General features: G+C 60.0%; 11 protein-coding genes. 9 read left to right on the forward strand and 2 right to left on the reverse strand.

All coding sequences use genetic code 11. The features are described from left to right. The first annotated feature begins 30 nt into the window (after positions 1 to 30). Positions 31 to 4,968, forward strand: coding sequence for an Lhr family ATP-dependent helicase (locus tag HMPREF3044_RS04295; RefSeq protein ID WP_070739565.1), 4,938 nt, complete (start codon positions 31 to 33; stop codon positions 4,966 to 4,968). Next, positions 4,955 to 5,776: a DNA-formamidopyrimidine glycosylase family protein gene (locus HMPREF3044_RS04300; RefSeq protein ID WP_246820880.1), complete on the forward strand. Its 822-nt coding sequence runs from the start codon at positions 4,955 to 4,957 to the stop codon at positions 5,774 to 5,776. The genes HMPREF3044_RS04295 and HMPREF3044_RS04300 overlap by 14 nt, the downstream gene beginning before the upstream one ends. Here the strand turns inward: HMPREF3044_RS04300 and HMPREF3044_RS04305 are convergent. Further along, positions 5,768 to 6,403: a DedA family protein gene (locus tag HMPREF3044_RS04305; RefSeq protein WP_070739571.1), complete on the reverse strand. Its 636-nt coding sequence runs from the start codon at positions 6,401 to 6,403 to the stop codon at positions 5,768 to 5,770. The two genes, HMPREF3044_RS04300 and HMPREF3044_RS04305, sit on opposite strands and share 9 nt — an antisense overlap. 123 nt (positions 6,404 to 6,526) lie before the next feature. Between HMPREF3044_RS04305 and HMPREF3044_RS04310 the strand changes: the two genes are divergently transcribed. Then, positions 6,527 to 6,940: a YccF domain-containing protein gene (locus tag HMPREF3044_RS04310; RefSeq protein WP_005391733.1), complete on the forward strand. Its 414-nt coding sequence runs from the start codon at positions 6,527 to 6,529 to the stop codon at positions 6,938 to 6,940. 71 nt (positions 6,941 to 7,011) lie between these two features. Here HMPREF3044_RS04310 and pgi read toward each other — a convergent pair whose 3' ends face one another. Further along, on the reverse strand, positions 7,012 to 8,649 hold the full coding sequence (gene pgi, locus HMPREF3044_RS04315; RefSeq protein WP_070739574.1) for a glucose-6-phosphate isomerase: 1,638 nt from the start codon (positions 8,647 to 8,649) through the stop codon (positions 7,012 to 7,014). A 1,449-nt stretch (positions 8,650 to 10,098) separates the two neighbouring features. Here pgi and HMPREF3044_RS04325 point away from each other — a divergent pair. The 6 genes from HMPREF3044_RS04325 to HMPREF3044_RS04350 all read left to right on the forward strand — a co-directional run bounded on the left by HMPREF3044_RS04325 (position 10,099) and on the right by HMPREF3044_RS04350 (position 18,332). Then, positions 10,099 to 11,499: an NAD-dependent succinate-semialdehyde dehydrogenase gene (locus HMPREF3044_RS04325; protein WP_231286143.1), complete on the forward strand. Its 1,401-nt coding sequence runs from the start codon at positions 10,099 to 10,101 to the stop codon at positions 11,497 to 11,499. Positions 11,500 to 11,581: 82 nt separating this feature from the next. Further along, positions 11,582 to 12,469 (forward strand): carboxylating nicotinate-nucleotide diphosphorylase, encoded by an 888-nt coding sequence (gene nadC / locus HMPREF3044_RS04330; protein ID WP_005391738.1) that lies wholly within the window; start codon positions 11,582 to 11,584, stop codon positions 12,467 to 12,469. A 304-nt stretch (positions 12,470 to 12,773) separates the two neighbouring features. After that, positions 12,774 to 14,354, forward strand: a complete 1,581-nt coding sequence (locus tag HMPREF3044_RS04335) for a peptide ABC transporter substrate-binding protein (protein ID WP_050762631.1) — start codon at positions 12,774 to 12,776, stop codon at positions 14,352 to 14,354. A 198-nt stretch (positions 14,355 to 14,552) separates the two neighbouring features. Then, positions 14,553 to 15,479 (forward strand): ABC transporter permease, encoded by a 927-nt coding sequence (locus HMPREF3044_RS04340; protein ID WP_005391742.1) that lies wholly within the window; start codon positions 14,553 to 14,555, stop codon positions 15,477 to 15,479. Between the two features lie 133 nt (positions 15,480 to 15,612). Beyond that, on the forward strand, positions 15,613 to 16,578 hold the full coding sequence (locus tag HMPREF3044_RS04345) for an ABC transporter permease (protein WP_034989597.1): 966 nt from the start codon (positions 15,613 to 15,615) through the stop codon (positions 16,576 to 16,578). Positions 16,579 to 16,610: 32 nt separating this feature from the next. Next, positions 16,611 to 18,332, forward strand: coding sequence for a dipeptide ABC transporter ATP-binding protein (locus tag HMPREF3044_RS04350; protein ID WP_070739580.1), 1,722 nt, complete (start codon positions 16,611 to 16,613; stop codon positions 18,330 to 18,332). Positions 18,333 to 18,502: the final 170 nt, after the last annotated feature.

Here is an 18,502-nt window from a genome sequence, read left to right on the forward strand (position 1 = left end):
ACATAATACGGTCTCCACTAGATTAAAGGCATGGCAGATTCCGTTCTCTCACGTTTTCGCCCGCAGGTTTCCACGTGGTTCACCGACGTTTTCGCAGCGCCGACGGCCGTCCAGGAGGAAGCGTGGCGGGAGATTTCGGACGGAAATAATGCCCTCGTTGTGGCCCCTACCGGTTCGGGTAAGACGTTGGCGGCCTTTTTGTGGGCGATCAACGCGCTTGTGGTGCCTTCGGGGCAGTTGCTTTTGGATGCCACGGGTGAGCGCTCGGTGCCGAAAAAGGACAAGGGCGCGGGCGTGCGTGTGTTGTACATTTCACCGCTGAAGGCGTTGGGCGTGGATGTGGGGGCGAATCTGCATGCGCCACTGCTCGGCATCGCCCGTACGGCGCTTCGTTTGGGGGAGCCTGCGCCGCAGATCACGGTGGGTGTGCGCAGTGGGGATACGCCACAGTCGGAGCGTTCGCGGCAGGTGCGCAATCCTCCGGACATTCTCATTACGACGCCGGAGTCGCTGTATCTCATGTTGACGAGTAAGGCGAAGGATATTTTGACCAGTGTGGATACGGTCATTGTGGATGAGATTCACGCGTTGGCTGGGACGAAGCGTGGGGTTCACCTGGCGTTGTCGCTGGAACGGTTGGCGGAGCTTGCTCCGCAGCATGTGAAGCGCATTGGTCTGTCTGCGACGGTGCGTCCGCTGGAGCGGGTGGCAAGCTTCCTCGGTGGTAAGGAGCCGGTGTCGATTGTGGCTCCGGGGGCCGGGAAGCGGTGGCAGCTGGATGTTCACGTCCCGGTTGATGATATGAGCGATCTGCCGACGCCTGAGGTCGGCTCTACTATCGGTACGTCGCTTGTCGACGATCCCCTCGATCTCACCACCCCGGTGGAGGAGGTGGAGTCCCCGTTTACTCGTGGGCCGGTTCTGCACAGTCCGGCGGGCGAGCCCGCCCCTACGCCCCTCATCTCCGTCGTTGACGATGCGGCGATTGACCAGGATGCGACGATTGACCAGGATGCGACGAAGTCGCATCCTTTCGCGGAGGACTCGGCGCTGCCCACGTCGAACTCTATCTGGCCGTTCATTGAGCAGGACCTATACGCAGAAGTGATGTCCCATGACTCCACGCTCGTCTTTGTGAACTCGCGGCGAACGGCCGAGCGGGTGACCTCGCGGCTCAACGAGCTCTACACACAGGAGCACGACCCGGAGGCGCTCAACGCCCGTGGGCGACGTGACCCCGCCCAGCTTATGAAGCACACGGACATCGCAGGAACTGCAGCACCGGCCATTGCCCGCGCACACCACGGCTCGGTGAGCAAAGACGAGCGCGCAGCAACAGAGAACATGCTCAAATCCGGCGAATTGAAGGCGGTTGTTTCAACCAGCTCGCTAGAGCTCGGCATTGACATGGGCGCGGTCGACCTTGTGATCCAGGTGGAATCCCCACCATCGGTGGCCTCCGGTTTGCAGCGCGTCGGCCGCGCAGGCCACGCCGTGGGAGCCGTCTCGCAGGGGTCCTTTTACCCCAAGCATCGCGCCGACCTCGTGCAAACCGCTGTCACCGTGGAACGCATGCGCGCTGGGCTCATTGAAGAGCTCACCGTGCCGCAAAATGCGCTGGACGTACTCCTGCAGCAGACGGTTGCCCACGTATCACAGAATGACATTTCCGCCGATGACTGGTTTGATGTCGTCCGTCGGGCCTACCCGTACACAAGCCTTGACCGGGAGGTCTTCGACTCTGTCATTGATCTCGCCAGCGGTGCCTACCCGTCGACGGACTTCGCGGACCTCAAACCGCGGATCGTTTACGACAGGGTAAGTGGCATGCTGAGCGCCCGCCCCGGCGCGCAGCGCGTTGCTGTCATCAGTGGTGGCACGATCCCCGACCGGGGCATGTTCGGCGTGTTCCTTGTTGGTGGTGGCGAGGGATCAGCGCCTCGCCGCGTGGGCGAATTAGACGAGGAAATGGTCTACGAGTCCCGAGTAGGGGACGTGTTTACCCTTGGGGCGACGAGTTGGCGGATTGAGGAGATCACCCGCGACCAGGTGCTTGTTACGCCCGCGCCGGGGCATACCGGGCGCCTGCCGTTTTGGTCTGGTGGGCAGGAAGGGCGGCCGGCGGAGCTCGGCCGGGCGGTGGGGGAGTTTCGTCGAGAAGCTGTCAGCGACCGCGCGCGGGTCGAAGGCCTGGGGCTGGACGCGCGGGCAGAGGACAACCTGTTGGCGTTCCTGCATGAGCAGCAGGAAGCCACCGGTGTCGTCCCCGATGAGAAAACACTCGTGCTTGAGCGTTTCCGCGACGAGCTTGGCGATTGGCGCATCGTGCTGCACTCGCCGTACGGGCGTGGTGTCAACGCGGCGTGGGCGCTGGCCGTCGGTGCCCGGGTGTCGGATCTGACGGGGATGGATGCGCAAGCGGTGGCCGGCGACGACGGCATTGTTCTTCGTCTGCCCGAGGGCGATGAGGAGCCGAGCAGTGAGCTGTTTTTATTCGACGCCGACGAGATCGAGCAGATCGTTACGGAAAGGGTGGGCAACTCAGCGCTCTTTGCCTCCAGGTTTCGTGAGTGCGCCGCGCGTGCTCTTTTGCTGCCACGGCGCAACCCCGGCAAGCGGGCACCCCTGTGGCAGCAGCGGCAGCGCGCTGAGCAGCTGCTCGACGTTGCCCGGAAGTACCCGAGCTTCCCCATCATCTTGGAGACAGTCCGCGAGTGCATGCAGGACGTATACGACATTGCTGCACTGAAACAGCTACATAAGGATCTCGGGCTGCGTACGGTGCGCATTGCCGAGGTGACAACAGATCAGCCGAGTCCATTCGCCTCATCGCTGTTGTTCAACTACACCGGCGGGTTCATGTACGAGGGGGATACGCCCCTGGCCGAGAAGCGGGCGGCTGCCCTCGCCTTGGATCCGTCGCTTTTGGCCAAGCTCCTCGGCACCGTCGAGCTTCGTGAGCTACTCAGCCAGGAGATTATCGCGCAGGTGCACGACGAGCTGCAGCGGACAGCAGAGGGAAGACGGGCGCGCACCCCGGACGAATTCACGGACACACTCCGCCTCGTTGGCCCCATCCCCGTGGACAATGTGCCAGCCTATGTAGAGTTCGGGGACGGTCGGGATGCCGAGCAGATTCTGCAGCTTATCCGCCAGACGGTGGGTGGGCGCGTGATGGAAATTCGGTTCGGGGGCCGGGAACATATCGCGCTGTCACAGGATGCGGCGCTGATCCGGGACGGCCTGGGCGTGCCGATCCCCGCCGGGGTGACCGCCAAACGGGACGAGGTGCCCGACGCGCTTGAGCAGCTTGTCAGCCGGTTCGCCCGGTCGCGTGGGCCGTTTACCGTGCGGGACGTCGCCTCCGCCTTCGGAGTGGGTGTCTCTGTGGTGCACGGTGTGGTGCGGACTCTGGTCCATGAGAAGAAAGTGGTCGAGGGGCACTTCCGTGAGGGGATCGAGGACCTTGAATACTGCGCGACGGAGGTTCTCCGAAAGATCCGTACGCGCAGCCTCGCCGCAGCGCGGGCGGAGGCGGAGCCGGTGAGCCACTCGGCATATGCCCGTTTCCTGCCACCGTGGCAGCAGGTTGCCGAGGTGGGGAAGACCCCCGCGCTGCGCGGGGAAGACGGTGTTTACGCCGTCATCGAGCAACTGGCAGGGGTACGCCTCCCGGCTTCCGCGTGGGAATCCCTCGTCTTCCCGTCACGTGTGGGCTACTATGAACCGGCCTTTTTGGATTCGTTGACCGCAGATGGTGAGGTGATGATTGTGGGTGCCGGTGCCGCTGGGGCGCAGGATCCGTGGATCATGCTCCTCCCGACGGAGTACGCCTCGCAGCTGCTGCCGGATGCTGTGGAGGAGCCGAGTCTGTCTGCCGTGCAAGAATCCGTGCTTGCTGTCTTGTCTCGGGGTGGCGGTTTCTTCTTCCCGCAGCTTCTATCGGAGGTCACCGGTTCGGAGTTGGGTCTGGGGTTGTCTCACACGGTGTCTGCCGAGGAGCTGCGCGAGGCGATGTGGGGGCTTGTGGAGCTGGGGCGCGTTTCCCCCGACACGTTCGAGCCTGTGCGCGCCCGCCTCAACGGGTCGGCTCGCGCCGGGAGTACCGCCCACAAGGCGAAGCGGCGGCCACGGCGCTCCCGGTTACGGATGGGGCGGACGAGCTTTGCCCAGGCTAATCGCCCGACTACGCCGCCTGATATGCAGGGGCGGTGGTCGCTGACCCCACCGGCGGAGACCGACCCCACCAACCGGTCCGTCGCCCATGGCGAGGCGTGGCTGGATAGGTACGGTGTTGTTACCCGCGGCAGTGTGGTGACGGAGAATGTGCTCGGTGGCTTCGCCCTCGCCTATAAGGTGCTCAGTGGGTTCGAGGAGTCCGGTAAGGCGATGCGCGGCTATGTGGTCGAGGGCTTGGGTGCGGCACAGTTTTCTACGCCCGCCGTCGTTGACCGCATCCGCAGTCACGCTGATTCCCCCGATATCGTCGGCTGGCCTTCAGGCACGACGGAGCCCCTCACGTACGTGGTTGCTGCCGCCGATCCCGCTAACCCGTACGGCGCGGCCCTCCCGTGGCCGGAAGGCGCGCATGTCACCCGGGCTGCGGGTGCTCTCGTTGTGCTTGTCGACGGCCTTCTGATTGCTCACCTCACCCGTGGCGGTCGCGTCCTCACCACCTTCTTTGACGGTCTTCCCGAGCCGCCGGAAACGCTTGTTGCGCGGCTCGTGGAGGCGCTGGAGTCCGTGTCCAGTACGCGGTTTATCGTGGAGAAGATTGACGGCGACACGGCGCTCACCTCGTCACTGGTGGAGGCCTTCCGCATAGCGGGCGCGGGGATCACCCCGAAAGGTATCCGGATCGGCGGTCGCGTCGGCACCGCGCGCCGGGCACCCGATCGCGACGAGACCGACGATGCGCCTCTTGTGCGCACGCGCAGGAGGGGAGGATACCCACGTGCCAGAAGGTGATTCCGTCTACCAGCTCGCCACGCGGCTCCAGTTCATGCGGGGAAGGGAAGTCCTCTATTCGCAGCTGCGCGTCCCCGCCTACGCACTGGAGCGTTTCGACGGCATCCTGTGCGATAACGTGTGGCCCTACGGTAAGCACTTGTTCATGCAGTTCGGCGAGAAAATCCTGCACACGCACCTGAAGATGGAGGGGACGTGGTCGGTGCATCCAGCAGGGAAGAGGTGGACAAAGCCCGGTTTTACAGCCCGCGTCGTCTTGCGTTTGGAGGGCGCCCCGCACCCGCGTCCCATCGAGGTGGTGGGCTTTTCGTTGGGGCTGGTGCGGGTTTTCCCTACCGTGGAGTATGCCCACAGGGTAGGCTATCTTGGCCCGGACGTACTCGGTAACTGGGATGAAGACGAGGCCGCCAGAAGGATCCTCGCCCGCCCGGACAGGCCAATCGGAACCGCGCTTCTTGACCAGAAAAACCTTGCCGGGGTGGGAAACGAATACCGGGCGGAGATCTGCTTCATCGCCGGTGTCCACCCTGCAACGCCTGTCGCGGCGCTCGGCCCCGACAAAGTTCACGACATTCTGGCGCTGACCCGTCACCTGATGTGGGAAAACAGAAACTCCCCCATCCGCGTATCCACGGGGGTACGCAAGGTGGGGGAGACAAGTTACGTATTTGGCCGCAACAACAAGCCGTGTAGGCGCTGTGGGACGCTTATTGAGAAGGGATTTCTTGGCGGAGTTGATCGCGGGGGCGACGCGGATGAGCTGGAACGGGTCATCTGGTGGTGCCCACACTGCCAGCCACTACTGTGACGCAGGCGGCGTGTTTTTCTTCTTGCTCTGTCGGCGGACGAGCCACACCGTCAGCGCCACGACGGCGACGACGAGGATGATCTTCACAATGAAGGAGAATTCCTCCATATACTCCGTCACGCGGTGCCAGTTTTCCCCGAGCGTAAATCCGAGGTATACGAGCAAAACGTTCCAGATAGCGGAGCCAAGGACAGTCCACGCGGTGAAGGTGACTAGCCCCATGCGGTCGATGCCGGCGGGAATGGAGACGAGGGAGCGGATCCCCGGCACCATCCGGCCGATGAACACCGAGGCCGAGCCATATTTGTCAAACCAGGCGATGGACTTGTCCACATCCTCCGCCTCCGTCAGCCACATCCAGTCCGCCACCTTGCGGAGGCGTTCGGCACCCACGGCGTGGCCGACGAAATACAGCAGGTAAGCGCCCAGAAGAGAGCCCGCAGTCGCCCACACCATGGCGGCGATGAGACTCATGGAGCCCTGCGAGGCGGTGAAGCCCGCCAGGGGGAGGACCAGCTCGCTGGGGATCGGTGGGAAGGCAGATTCCAGGAAGATGGCGATTCCCACGCCAGGTGCTCCCAGCGTTTCCATAAGTGAGGTGACCCACGTGGTTATCGCATCAAGCATCAAATAAAATCCAATCCACTATCTGGTGTATGACGTGGCTAGCCACTATAGCAAAGAAGCGGCGGAACGTTTTGCACCAAAACGTTCGTCAGTGCGTGGGCATGGCTCGCTACACTGGGGACCATGAAAACGCTGCTGAACATCATCTGGTTTCTTTTCGCAGGACTCTGGCTCGCCATCGCCTATGTGTTTTTTGGACTCCTCGCCTGCATCTTCATCATCACAATCCCCGCAGGTGTGGCGTCGTTTAGAATGGCGAGCTTCGTCGTCTGGCCGTTTGGTCGCACTCTTGTACAACCTGTCAATGGGTCCGGTGCGCTAAGTGGCGTGTCCAACGTGATCTGGTTCTTCGTCGCCGGACTGTGGCTTGCCGTCGGGCACCTAACTACAGCGGCGAGCCTCGCCGTGACAATTATTGGCCTCCCCATGGCCTGGGCAAACCTCAAGCTCATCCCCGTTACGTGCTTCCCGTTTGGGAAAAAGATCGTGGATTCTGACCATATCCCCGCAGGCTACGAACCCGTGGTCAAGATGTAAAGAAACCTCAACCACGGGTCGTCGACAAGCTATACAGGGTTTACCTGTTACAGGGGTTACCCGTTACAGGGCTACTTGTTGGCGCGGTACCAATCAATGAGACCGTCGGTAGAACCATCGCCGGAAGCGGCCTTCTCTGCGCCGGTGACAGCCGGAAGGAGGTCGCCGGCCTGCTTCTTGCCCAGCTCAACGCCCCACTGATCGAAAGAGTTAATGTCCCAGATCACGCCCTGGGTGAACACGATGTGCTCGTACAGGGCGATGAGGGCACCGAGGACGCGCGGGGTGAGCTCCTCCGCAAGGATCGTCGTGGTCGGGCGGTTACCCGGCATCTCCTTGTGGTTGACCAACTCGATGGGCGTGCCTTCAGCGGCGATTTCCTGCGCGGTCTTGCCAAAGGCGAGCACCTTCGTCTGCGCGAAGAAGTTGCTCATCAGCAGGTCATGCATGGAACCCGTGCCGTCAGCGGTGGGAAGATCCTGCGCCGGGCGAGCAAAACCGATGAAATCGGCGGGGATAATACGCGTGCCCTGGTGGATGAGCTGGTAGAACGCGTGCTGGCCGTTGGTGCCCGGCTCGCCCCAGTAAATCTCACCCGTGTTCGTGGTGACCACCGTGCCGTCGTGGCGCACGGACTTACCGTTCGACTCCATCGTCAGCTGCTGCAGGTAGGCGGGGAAGCGGGAGAGATCCTCAGAGTAGGGGAGCACCGCGTGCGTTTCAGCGCCGAAGAAATCGGAGTACCACACGCCGAGCAGGCCCATAAGGGCGGGGACGTTTTCCTTCAGCGGAGTTTCGCGGAAGTGTACGTCCATGGCGTGGAATCCTTCAAGGAAGCGCATGAAGTCCATCGGCCCGATAACGCACATGAGGGCGAGACCCACGGCGGAATCTACCGAGTAGCGGCCACCGACCCAGTTCCAGAAACCGAACATATTCTTCGTGTCGATTCCGAACTCCGCGACCTTCTCGGCGTTGGTAGACACGGCGACGAAGTGCTTCGCCACAGCCTCCTCGCTGCCGAGCTTCTCCACGAGCCACCGCTTGGCGGCGTGCGCATTGGCGAGAGTCTCCTGCGTGGTGAATGTCTTCGAGGCGATGATGAACAGCGTGGATTCGGGGTCGAGCTCGTCGAGGGTGGCGACGAGATCCGCTGGGTCAACGTTGGACACGAACTTGCCCTGGATACCGGCGACCGCGTAATTACGCAGGGCCTTGGTGGCCATTGCAGGGCCCAGATCAGAACCGCCGATACCGATGTTTACCACCGTCTTGATGGTGTGGCCGGTGTAACCCAGCCATTCACCGGAACGCAGCCCCGAGGCGAAATCACGCATCCGGCCGAGAACCTCGTGAACGTCGGCGGCAACATCTTGCTCGTCGACGGTGAGGTCTTCTTCAGCCGGGATGCGCAGCGCCGTGTGCAGGACGGCGCGGTCCTCGGTGTTGTTCAGGTGCTCGCCGGTGAACATGGCCTCGGTCTTTTCCTTCAGGCCCGCTGCCTCGGCGAGTGCTACCAGCTTGTCCACCGTGTCCTCGTTGATGAGGTTCTTGGACAGATCCACGTGGAGGCCTGCGGCATCAAAGGTGAACCGGGATGCGCGGTCCGGATCGCTGGCGAACAGTTCCCGCAGGTTTGTTTCGCTCATCTCCGTCTGGTGTGCTTCGAGATCTTTCCACTCGTGCGTGGTACTGATATCCGTGGACATGGACGCTCCTTCGTGGTTTTTTTACGTAAATCACTGGTCAGCGGCCTTACCTCGCCTGGCTGTGTGGTGTAATCCGACACCAACCTTCCGAAGAAGACCTATGACCTATTACTTTAGCCCGGAAACGGCCCGTTCGTCCTGATGTCAATGTGTACCTTCGGAAGACGAACTGGTTTCGGGGCGGGAATCACCGGGCGCGGTGCAGGCGCAGGTGCTGGCTTGGGAATCTGTGGTACCGGCACGGGTGCCGGAGGCCGGTACCTGATGACCGGAGCCGGGCGTGGTTGTGGTTTCGGCGCTGGTGCAGGCAGTGCAGGCGGTGCCGGTGGCGCTGGTGCCGGTACGGGTGGTGCCAAGTTGGGGAAAACAGGGGCGAGGACAAGACGCAGTTGCATTGGCAGCCACTCCGGGTTTATCTGGGAGAGAAATCCACCGACGAGTCCGAGCACAGCAATTATAGAAACGGTGGCGCCCACTGCGATTTGCCCATCTGTATCCAAGTCAATGGTTGTATCTGAGGAGATCGTTGCAAGCGTGTCCTCGCTACTGCCTTCCGCCGAAAGTTCCGCAAGTGTCCCAATCCCGATGCATTTTCCTAGTGCTCGGTGGTAAGCCTCGTCCCCTACCTGGGACTCCATATCGTCTAGGAAGGGTTGTAAATAGGGAAGAATAGACTCATGAAGCTTGTGGAGGTGAGCCCACGATAACGGATCTACATAATGTTCGAAATCGTTTGCATGGAAATAGGGGGACGGCTGGCTATCTTCGTACATGCGTTGGGCCTGTTGGACGGAGATGGTTTGCTTCCACGCGAATGGTTTGTCAAGGCCTAGACGCTCTATGACTTTGTCACGGTCTTGGCGTAATTCCCAAAAAGGAGACGCAAATGCTGCCCACTGGCTCCCAAATTTTTTTGCGTAAGATTGAGCCCCCTGTGCGAGAGCTACAGGCACTTCATCGCGGAGCCGCTCAGCAGTTACATCATCAGCGTGTGAGGGGGAGATCGTGCACACCTCGCCGTCGGATTTCACATCGAGGGCGGAAGCCGGGGTGCAGGTGATGGTAGCGGCGGTTAGAGCCAAGGCGAGTGTCATCGGGATCGCGCGAAGAGCTCTGTCGTGGCGAGCGCGTGCATGGGATGGTGCCTGAAATCGATGAGGATCCGAAGCACTTTTCGGGGTGCGTCGAAAAGTAGACGCGCCAGTTGTAGAAGTAGATTGGCCCAGGATTCGGTTTAACATGTATCCCCCAAAATTTTTAGTGGTTTATGACATTGTCCTGAGTAGTGAGCCTCCCCGGAGATAATGCCGTTGTCTGAAGCCGAAGGTGAGGAATGTCGCCCCCGTTTTCGTGGATATCGTAAAACGGGTGAGGGGAGTGTGCTTGGTAGATGCGTATAGACCCCCTCAGATAGGGGAGGGGGGTGATTTTTTCAATACAGTTGATTACATGACATACCAAAACAAACTTTTCCTTGCCGGATCCTTCGTCGATGCCTCAGATGGTGGCACCTTCGAGGTCACGAACCCGCGCGACGGATCTGTGATTACCGCCGTCGCCTCCGCTACTGAGGACGATATTAAAAAGGCATTCGACGCTGCCTGCGAGGCCCAACCAGCATGGGCTAAGACGAGCCCCCGTCACCGTGCCGATATTCTCAGGCGCGCCTACGAGGAGATCATGGAGCGCAAAGACGAAATTGCCGAGCTCATGACGCTCGAGCTCGGCAGGGCACTGCCGGATTCCCAAGGGGAATCCGTTTATGGTGCCGAGTTCTTCCGCTGGTTTGCTGCGGAAGCGGAGCGGATGTCCGGTGACTACCGCCTTGCGCCGACAGGAAACGCCCGGATCGTCGAGGTGCAGCAACCTGTCGGACCGGTTCTGGCCATCACGCCGTGGAACTTCCCGCTCGCCATGGGTACGAGGAAACTCGGCCCGGCTCTCGCTGCGGGTTGCACCGTTGTTTTGAAGCCGGCATCGAAGACACCTTTAACCATGCTCCTCCTCGCCGAGATCCTCGATCACGCCGGTTTGGACAAGGGGGTTGTCTCCATTCTTCCGTGCTCCTCGTCAGCTCTGGAACCGCTCTACTCCGATCCTCGGCTGCGCAAGCTCACCTTCACCGGCTCTACTGCTGTGGGGAAGGAATTGGCTACCAAGGTTCCCACTGCTCGTGTCTCGCTCGAACTCGGTGGTAACGCGCCGTTCGTTGTGCTTTCCGACGCTGATCTGGACACCGCCGTTGAGGCGACCGCAACAGCGAAAATGCGTGGTGCCGGTCAGGTCTGCATCGCCGCTAACCGGTTCATCGTGCACCGTGACCTGCGCGCCGATTTTGTCGCCCAGGTCACCGAATCTCTGAAGGGTACGGAATACGGTCCTCTCTCCGGTGACGATCAGGTGGAAAAGGTCACTGAGCTTGTCGACGATGCGCTGGCACAGGGAGCCACACTCGTCTGGCAGGATGAGGTCCCCGAGACAGGCTCATGGTTCCCACTCACAATCCTGGACAATGTGCCCACGACCGCGCGGATGTACAAAGAAGAAATCTTTGGTCCTGTCGTTGCCGTATACGAGGCTGCTAGCGACGAAGACGCAATCGCTATGGCCAACGACACGAACTTCGGGCTTGCAGGCTACCTTTTCAGCGCGAACCTGCAGCACGCGTTGGACAGCGCGGAGCGCATGGAAGTGGGCATGGTTGGGGTGAATAAGGGTGGCATCTCCGATGCTGCTGCGCCTTTCGGCGGTGTGAAAGACTCCGGCCTCGGTCGTGAGGGAGGCTTCCAAGGAATTGAGGAATTCCTGGAGCGCAAACTCATGTCGTTGCCTGCACCCGCTGCTAAGTAACACCCAAGGTTTTTTTAGGGTGCCAGGATCTGCGTGAGGCGCGCAGAAAGGCAAAAATTGTGGAGCAAGGAGACCCTCTGATATGTGCGACAACGTACTAGCCAGTCTTGGACTCGATCCGCAGAAAGCCCGCGACTTCGTTCAGCGTGCACTCGAGGAAGATCTGCAGTGGGGAGCGGATGTCACGAGCCTGGCGACCTTGCCTCGTGCCACCGCTACGGCGACAGCGAACGCCCGTGAAGACGGCGTTCTTGCCGGCGTTAGCCTCGCCTTGCTTGCCCCAGAAATCTACGCACCGGGAGCTATCACGGTTGACGTGCTACGGCGCGACGGTGCACAGGTCACAGGGGGCGAGCCGATTTTCACGCTGACCGGGCCTGTCACCGATATCTTGACCGTGGAGCGAACAATTCTCAATATCGTGTGCCAACTATCTGGCGTGGCCACGCATACGGCAGCGTGGGTTCGAGCCCTGGATGGTTGCGTTTCCGCGCTCACCGGGCAACCAGTGCGTGTGCGGGATACTCGCAAAACTGTCCCCGGGATGCGGGTACTGCAGAAAATGGCCGTCCGCTGCGGAGGGGGTGTCAATCACCGGATGGGGCTCGGCGATGAAGCGCTTATCAAAGACAATCACATTGCTGCGGTGGGCAGCGTGTCGGCAGCGATAGAACGCGTCCGCGACCGATACCCCGAGATCCCTGTGGAGGTGGAGTGCGATCGGGTAGAACAAGTTGAAGAAGCCGTCGCAGCTGGTGCGCGGCTGATCCTGCTAGACAATATGGATCCAGCACAGATTCTTAAGGCTTTGGAACACACAGTTCCGGCTGGCGTGCGGACGGAAGCTTCGGGCGGATTAACGCTAGATAACGCGGCAGAATATGGACAGACAGGTGTGGACTATATTGCCGTAGGTGCGCTTACCCATTCCTCCCGTGTCTTCGATATTGGGCTCGACATCGGTGAGTGATAGGCGAGACCAGATAGCGCATACATATTCATAGCTGTAAGAATATGCAAAGCGGGGTCTTGGAGAGAGTTTTCCTGCTGGCTAGTTAAGCCAGTCTTAGCCACGATAATGATTGTTCAACATTCCAGGTAGGGCGGTTTTACGGAGGTGGTAAAAAGATTGATTTACTACCCCCGTTAACTCTGCATGAACTGGGTTAATTGTAGGTTAACAACAATTTTCCTGAATAGAATGCACAAATTATTCATGTTTTGTGGTGAAATTTCTGAAAAGGTTATTTCGAAATGCAAAGAATGGAGAGTCTGTGTTTCTAAAGAAGACCATCGCGGCGCTGACGGCGGGCATGCTCGCTTTCAGCCTTGCGTCATGTTCAAACTCAGAAAGCAGTTCAGCCGCAGGAGGTAACTACATTACCGCGCGCGGCTCCGAGCCCCAGAACCCGCTTCTGCCGGCAAACACCAACGAAGTGGGCGGCGGAAACATCGTCGATCTGATCTACTCCGGTCTGGTCTACTACGATGCCGACGGCAAAATCCAGAACGAAATGGCAGAGTCCATCGATCTGGAAGGGGATAAGACCTACAAGGTCACGCTGAAGGACGGGATCTCCTTCTCCGATGGTTCACCGATTACTTCGGAGAGCTTTGTGAAGGCCTGGAACAAGGCCGTCGAGGAGTCCATGCTGAGCGCCTACTTCTTCGAGCCGATTCTCGGCTACAAGGAGGGAGGTTCCTCGATGGAAGGTCTCAAGATTATTGATGACAAGACCTTCACCATCGAGCTAGCCCAGCCGGAAGCTGACTTCCCCACGCGCCTCGGTTACTCGGCCTTCTTCCCGATGCACGAATCCGCTTACGATGACCTCAATGCTTACGGCGAGAATCCGATCGGAAACGGGCCGTACAAGCTCGCCGAGTGGAACCACAACAAGGATGCCACCATCGTTCCCAACGAGGAGTACGACGGCGTGCGCACTCCCAAGAACGACGGCGTGCAGTTCGTCTTCTACGCACAAAACGACGCAGCCTACTCCGACCTTCTGGCAGGCAACCTAGATATCACTGATGCTATCCCGGACTCGGCATTTTCCACCTTTGAGAATGAGCTCGGGGACCGTGCTGTTAACCAGCCGGCGGCCATTTTCCAGTCCTTCACAATCCCGGAGTCGCTGCCGCACTTCAAGGGCGAGGAAGGCAACCTCCGCAGGCAGGCTCTGTCGTACGCCATCAACCGCGAGGAAATTACCTCCACCATCTTCGGTGGCACCCGTACCCCGGCGACAGACTTTACTTCTCCGGTGATCCCCGGCCACTCCGATTCGTTGGCTGGTGCTGAGGTGTTGACGTACAACCCGGAGAAGGCGAAGGAACTGTGGGAGAAAGCAGACAAGATCTCCCCGTTCGAGGGTTCTGTGAAGATTTCCTACAACGCCGATGGTGGACACCAGGCATGGGTCGATGCCGTAGCCAACTCGATCCGCAACACACTCGGTGTGGAGGCCGTGGGCGACCCGTACCCAGATTTCAAGAGCCTGCGTGATGAGATCACAAACCGCACCATCACCTCAGCTTTCCGCACCGGCTGGCAGGCCGACTACCCGTCACTCGGTAACTTCCTCGGACCGTTGTACGCAACCGGCGGTGGATCCAACGACGGTGATTACTCGAACCCCGAGTTTGACAAGCTGCTGAAGCAGGCAGCTGGTGCGCCGGACCCCGAGTCCGCCAACGTCTTCTACAACCAGGCGCAAGAGCTCCTGCTGAAGGATCTGCCAGCGATCCCGCTGTGGTACGCCAACGTCACGGGCGGCTACTCGGAGAACGTCGACAACGTCGTCTTCTCCTGGAAGTCGGTTCCGGTGTACGACCAGATCACCAAGAAGTAAAAAACTGATGTGGTTCGCGCCCGCGTAAAGACGCAGGCGCAATCACACCGTCAAGACCATCCATAGTGGCATCACTCTAACGTTCGGCACCCCGCTGCGAAGGCGCGTCATCGCTCCGCTCGCATGCGGGGTGGGCGCGTTTATCCAACTCGTACAGCCACCCCCTACTACCTAGCTAAAGAAAGGAGCTACGCGCACATGCTCCGCTACATCGGACGGCGCTTGCTCCAGATGATCCCCGTGTTCATCGGTGCGACACTGCTTCTTTACTCCCTCGTCTTCCTCATGCCCGGCGATCCCGTGGCAGCCCTCGGCGGTGACCGAGGCATCAGCGAGGCGGCGCGGGCACGCATCGAGGCAGAATACAACCTCGACAAACCATTCATCGTTCAGTATCTCCTCTATCTCAAGGGAATCCTCACACTCGACTTCGGCACGACATTTTCTGGTCAACCCGTAGCGCACGTGATGGCGAACGCGTTCCCTGTGACCATCAAGCTCGCCGTCATGGCCTTGGCATTTGAAGCCATCCTGGGTATTTCCGTCGGTGTGATCGCAGGCGTTCGCCGTGGCGGAATCTTCGATTCCACCGTCCTCCTCGTTTCCCTCTTCGTTATCGCCGTGCCGTCTTTCGTCATCGGCTTTGTTCTGCAGTTCCTCGTCGGCGTGAAATGGGGTCTCTTACCCGTCACCGTCGGGAGGAATGAATCATTCGAAGCCCTCCTCATGCCCGCCGTAGTCCTCGGCGCGCTTTCGTTTGCATACGTCTTGCGCCTGACACGGCAGTCGGTCAGTGAGAATCTCAGCGCCGACTACGTGCGCACGGCGACGGCAAAAGGCATGAGCAAGAGCTCTGTCATGGGCCGCCACGTTCTGCGCAACTCGTTGATTCCCGTGGTTACCTTCCTCGGTGCCGATCTCGGCGCCCTGATGGGCGGTGCCATCGTGACCGAGGGAATCTTCGGAATCAACGGTGTGGGCGGCTCGATCTACCAGGCGATCTTGAAGGGAGAGCCGGCGACCGTCGTCAGCTTCACTACCGTACTCGTCATTGTGTACATCATCGCCAACCTCATTGTTGACCTCATTTACGCACTGCTAGATCCGAGGATTCGCTATGCCTAACCCCACCGACAAGACGCACTCGTACCCGGATACCACACCCGATGACATGGTCCGCGTGCCGGAGGAAGGCATCCGGATTGCTGACCAGGCCACTGAAGAGCAAATGGATGTAATCCATCGCACCGAGGGCCTCATGAATGACACTGTGACCGGGAGACGCATCCTGCCTGGCCAGGAATACTACGTCTCTGCAACCGATGAACAAGGACTAGGCGCGGTGGATGCCGTGCCTGATGACTCCGCACCAAGTTCCATGTGGGGTGAGGCGTGGCGCTACCTGCGCAAGAGGCCAATGTTCTGGGCTTCAGCTGTCCTGATTTTGTGCGCCGTCCTGCTTGCTTTATTCCCGCAGATGTTCACCTCGACCGACCCGCGGTTCTGTGAGTTGAGCAATTCTCTCGCCGGACCTGAGTCCGGCCACCCGTTCGGTTTTGACCGACAGGGCTGTGATATTTACTCGCGTGTCATTTACGGTGCACGCGCCTCGGTGACAGTGGGTATCCTGACCACCGTTGCCGTCACCATTTTGGGCACCATCATCGGATCCATTGCAGGTTATTTCGGTGGGATCTGGGACACGATTTTTTCCCGTCTCACGGATATCTTCTTCGCTGTTCCGCTCGTTCTCGCCGCGATCGTGGTGATGCAGATGTTTAAGGAGCAGCGCACGATCTGGACGGTGGTCATTGCACTCAGCATCTTTGGCTGGACCAACATTGCGCGCATTACGCGCGGTGCCGTTATGAGTGTGAAGAACGAGGAATTTGTGACAGCGGCTCGGGCCGTAGGGGCCTCGAAATTTACTATCCTGACGAGCCACATCCTTCCCAATGCTGCAGCTCCGATCATCGTCTATGCCACGGTTGCGCTAGGAACGTTTATCGTCGCGGAAGCGACGCTGTCCTTCCTCGGCATTGGTCTTCCCTCCACCGTGGTTTCTTGGGGCGGTGACATTTCTGCCGCACAAGCATCGCTGCGCACCCAACCGATGGTGTTGTTCTACCCGGCTATCGCACTAGCCCTGACGGTTTTGAGCTTCATCATGATGGGCGATGTTGTCCGCGATGCCCTGGACCCGAAGGCGAGGAAGCGCTCGTGAGTCAGGCTAGAGAGAGTGGAAAGAATAAGACAATGAGCACACCGCAACAACAGGAGACCTCAGCGTCGACAAGCACACCCCTGTTGCAGGTCCGCGACCTGAAAGTGGAATTCGAATCCACCACTGGTGTCGTTGAAGCCGTCCGTGACTTCGACTTGACCATCTACCCCGGTCAGTCCGTGGCGATCGTGGGTGAGTCCGGCTCGGGGAAATCTACTGCGGCAATGAGTTTCCTGGGGCTGCTTCCGGGCAGCGGCAAGGTGACGCAGGGGTCCATCACCTTCGAAGGGGAGGAACTGACGGGCCTGAGTGACAAGGAATGGCAGAAATGCCGTGGCTCGCACATCGGTCTCGTGCCGCAGGATCCGATGAGCAACCTCAACCCCGTGTGGCGGATCGGCACACAGGTGGAGGAGGCGCTGCGCGCCAACAACATTGCGACTGGTTCGGAAGCACACGAGAAGGTCGTCGAGCTTCTCGGGCACGCTGGGCTTCCCGACGCTGAGCGCCGGGCCAAGCAGTTCCCGCACGAGTTCTCTGGCGGTATGCGCCAACGTGCGCTCATCGCGATCGGTCTGGCTGCCAACCCCCGCCTCCTCATCGCCGATGAACCGACCTCAGCACTCGATGTCACCGTGCAGAAGCGAATCCTCGACCACCTGGGGACCCTCATCAAGGAATCCGGGACAGCCCTGCTGTTCATCACCCACGATCTCGGCTTGGCTGCCGAGCGCGCGGACTTCGTCGTGGTCATGCACCGCGGCCGGATTGTGGAAAAGGGACCGAGCCTCGACATCCTGCGCAATCCCCAGCATCCTTACACGCAGCGCCTGGTGAAAGCAGCGCCGTCGCTCGCCTCCGCACGCATTCAATCCGCGCGCAACCAAGGGCTGACGTCATCGGAGCTCAAGGCCTCTCAAGGCAGCAGTGATGAGGCCGTCGTGGATGTGCGAAACCTGGTCAAGGAATTTGAGATCCGTGGTGCAGCAGACGGGAAGAAGACCCTTCGTGCTGTCGACGATGTCTCCTTCTATCTCCGCCGGGGCACCACCACCGCGCTGGTAGGAGAATCGGGATCGGGCAAATCCACCGTCGCCAACATGGTCCTCGGGCTGCTGAAGCCCACGAGCGGCACGGTGACTTATGAAGGTCGCGATATGTCCACCATGAGCGAGAAAGAACTGTTCGCGCTGCGCAAGAAGCTGCAGGTTGTGTTCCAAAACCCCTACGGCTCCCTCGACCCCATGTACTCCATCTACCGGTGCATCGAGGAGCCACTCAAACTACACAAGGTAGGGAACAGGAAGCAGCGAGAGGCTCGTGTCGCAGAACTCCTAGACATGGTGAACATGCCCCGCTCCGCAATGCGGCGTTACCCGAATGAGCTCTCCGGTGGACAGCGCCAACGCATCGCTATCGCTCGCGCTATGGCTCTGCAGCCGGAGGTTCTCATCCTGGATGAGGCGGTGTCCGCGCTCGATGTGCTGGTGCAAAACCAGATCATTCAGCTGCTTGCGGACTTGCAAGAAGAGTTCCGCCTGAGCTACCTATTCATCACCCACGACCTCGCCGTCGTGCGACAGACCGCCGATGACATCGTCGTGATGGAAAAGGGACGGATCGTGGAGAAGGGGACCGCCGACAGTATCTTCGACTCTCCACAGGAGACCTATACCCAGGAGCTCATCGCTGCGGTTCCGGGGCTCAACATCGAGCTGGGAACGGGCGACCACCTGGGCATCGAGGTGCAGTAGCACACCTCGTTGCGGAGCATGCTGTCACTGAGGTGCATGCGTATGCCTCAACAAGGGTGTTCGTTGCCACCTCCAGATGAGAACAGGTGTCCGGCCAACGTGCGACGGACGTGAAAGCGGAGGAGCCAGGTGGCTCCTCCGTTTTTTCTGCCTGCACAAGCGATCCCGCG

Origin of the sequence: Corynebacterium sp. HMSC073D01 (genome assembly GCF_001815555.1) — a bacterium.
Lineage (GTDB): Bacteria > Actinomycetota > Actinomycetes > Mycobacteriales > Mycobacteriaceae > Corynebacterium > Corynebacterium glucuronolyticum.

Bases quoted from the DNA above. Each gene is read 5' to 3' on its own strand.
- HMPREF3044_RS04310 (WP_005391733.1), top strand. From the start codon at position 6,527: ATGAAAACGCTGCTGAACATCATCTGGTTTCTTTTCGCAGGACTCTGG.
- pgi (WP_070739574.1), bottom strand. From the start codon at position 8,649: ATGTCCACGGATATCAGTACCACGCACGAGTGGAAAGATCTCGAAGCA.
- HMPREF3044_RS04325 (WP_231286143.1), top strand. From the start codon at position 10,099: ATGACATACCAAAACAAACTTTTCCTTGCCGGATCCTTCGTCGATGCC.
- HMPREF3044_RS04305 (WP_070739571.1), bottom strand. From the start codon at position 6,403: ATGCTTGATGCGATAACCACGTGGGTCACCTCACTTATGGAAACGCTG.
- HMPREF3044_RS04345 (WP_034989597.1), top strand. From the start codon at position 15,613: ATGAATGACACTGTGACCGGGAGACGCATCCTGCCTGGCCAGGAATAC.
- HMPREF3044_RS04340 (WP_005391742.1), top strand. From the start codon at position 14,553: ATGCTCCGCTACATCGGACGGCGCTTGCTCCAGATGATCCCCGTGTTC.
- nadC (WP_005391738.1), top strand. From the start codon at position 11,582: ATGTGCGACAACGTACTAGCCAGTCTTGGACTCGATCCGCAGAAAGCC.
- HMPREF3044_RS04350 (WP_070739580.1), top strand. From the start codon at position 16,611: ATGAGCACACCGCAACAACAGGAGACCTCAGCGTCGACAAGCACACCC.
- HMPREF3044_RS04295 (WP_070739565.1), top strand. From the start codon at position 31: ATGGCAGATTCCGTTCTCTCACGTTTTCGCCCGCAGGTTTCCACGTGG.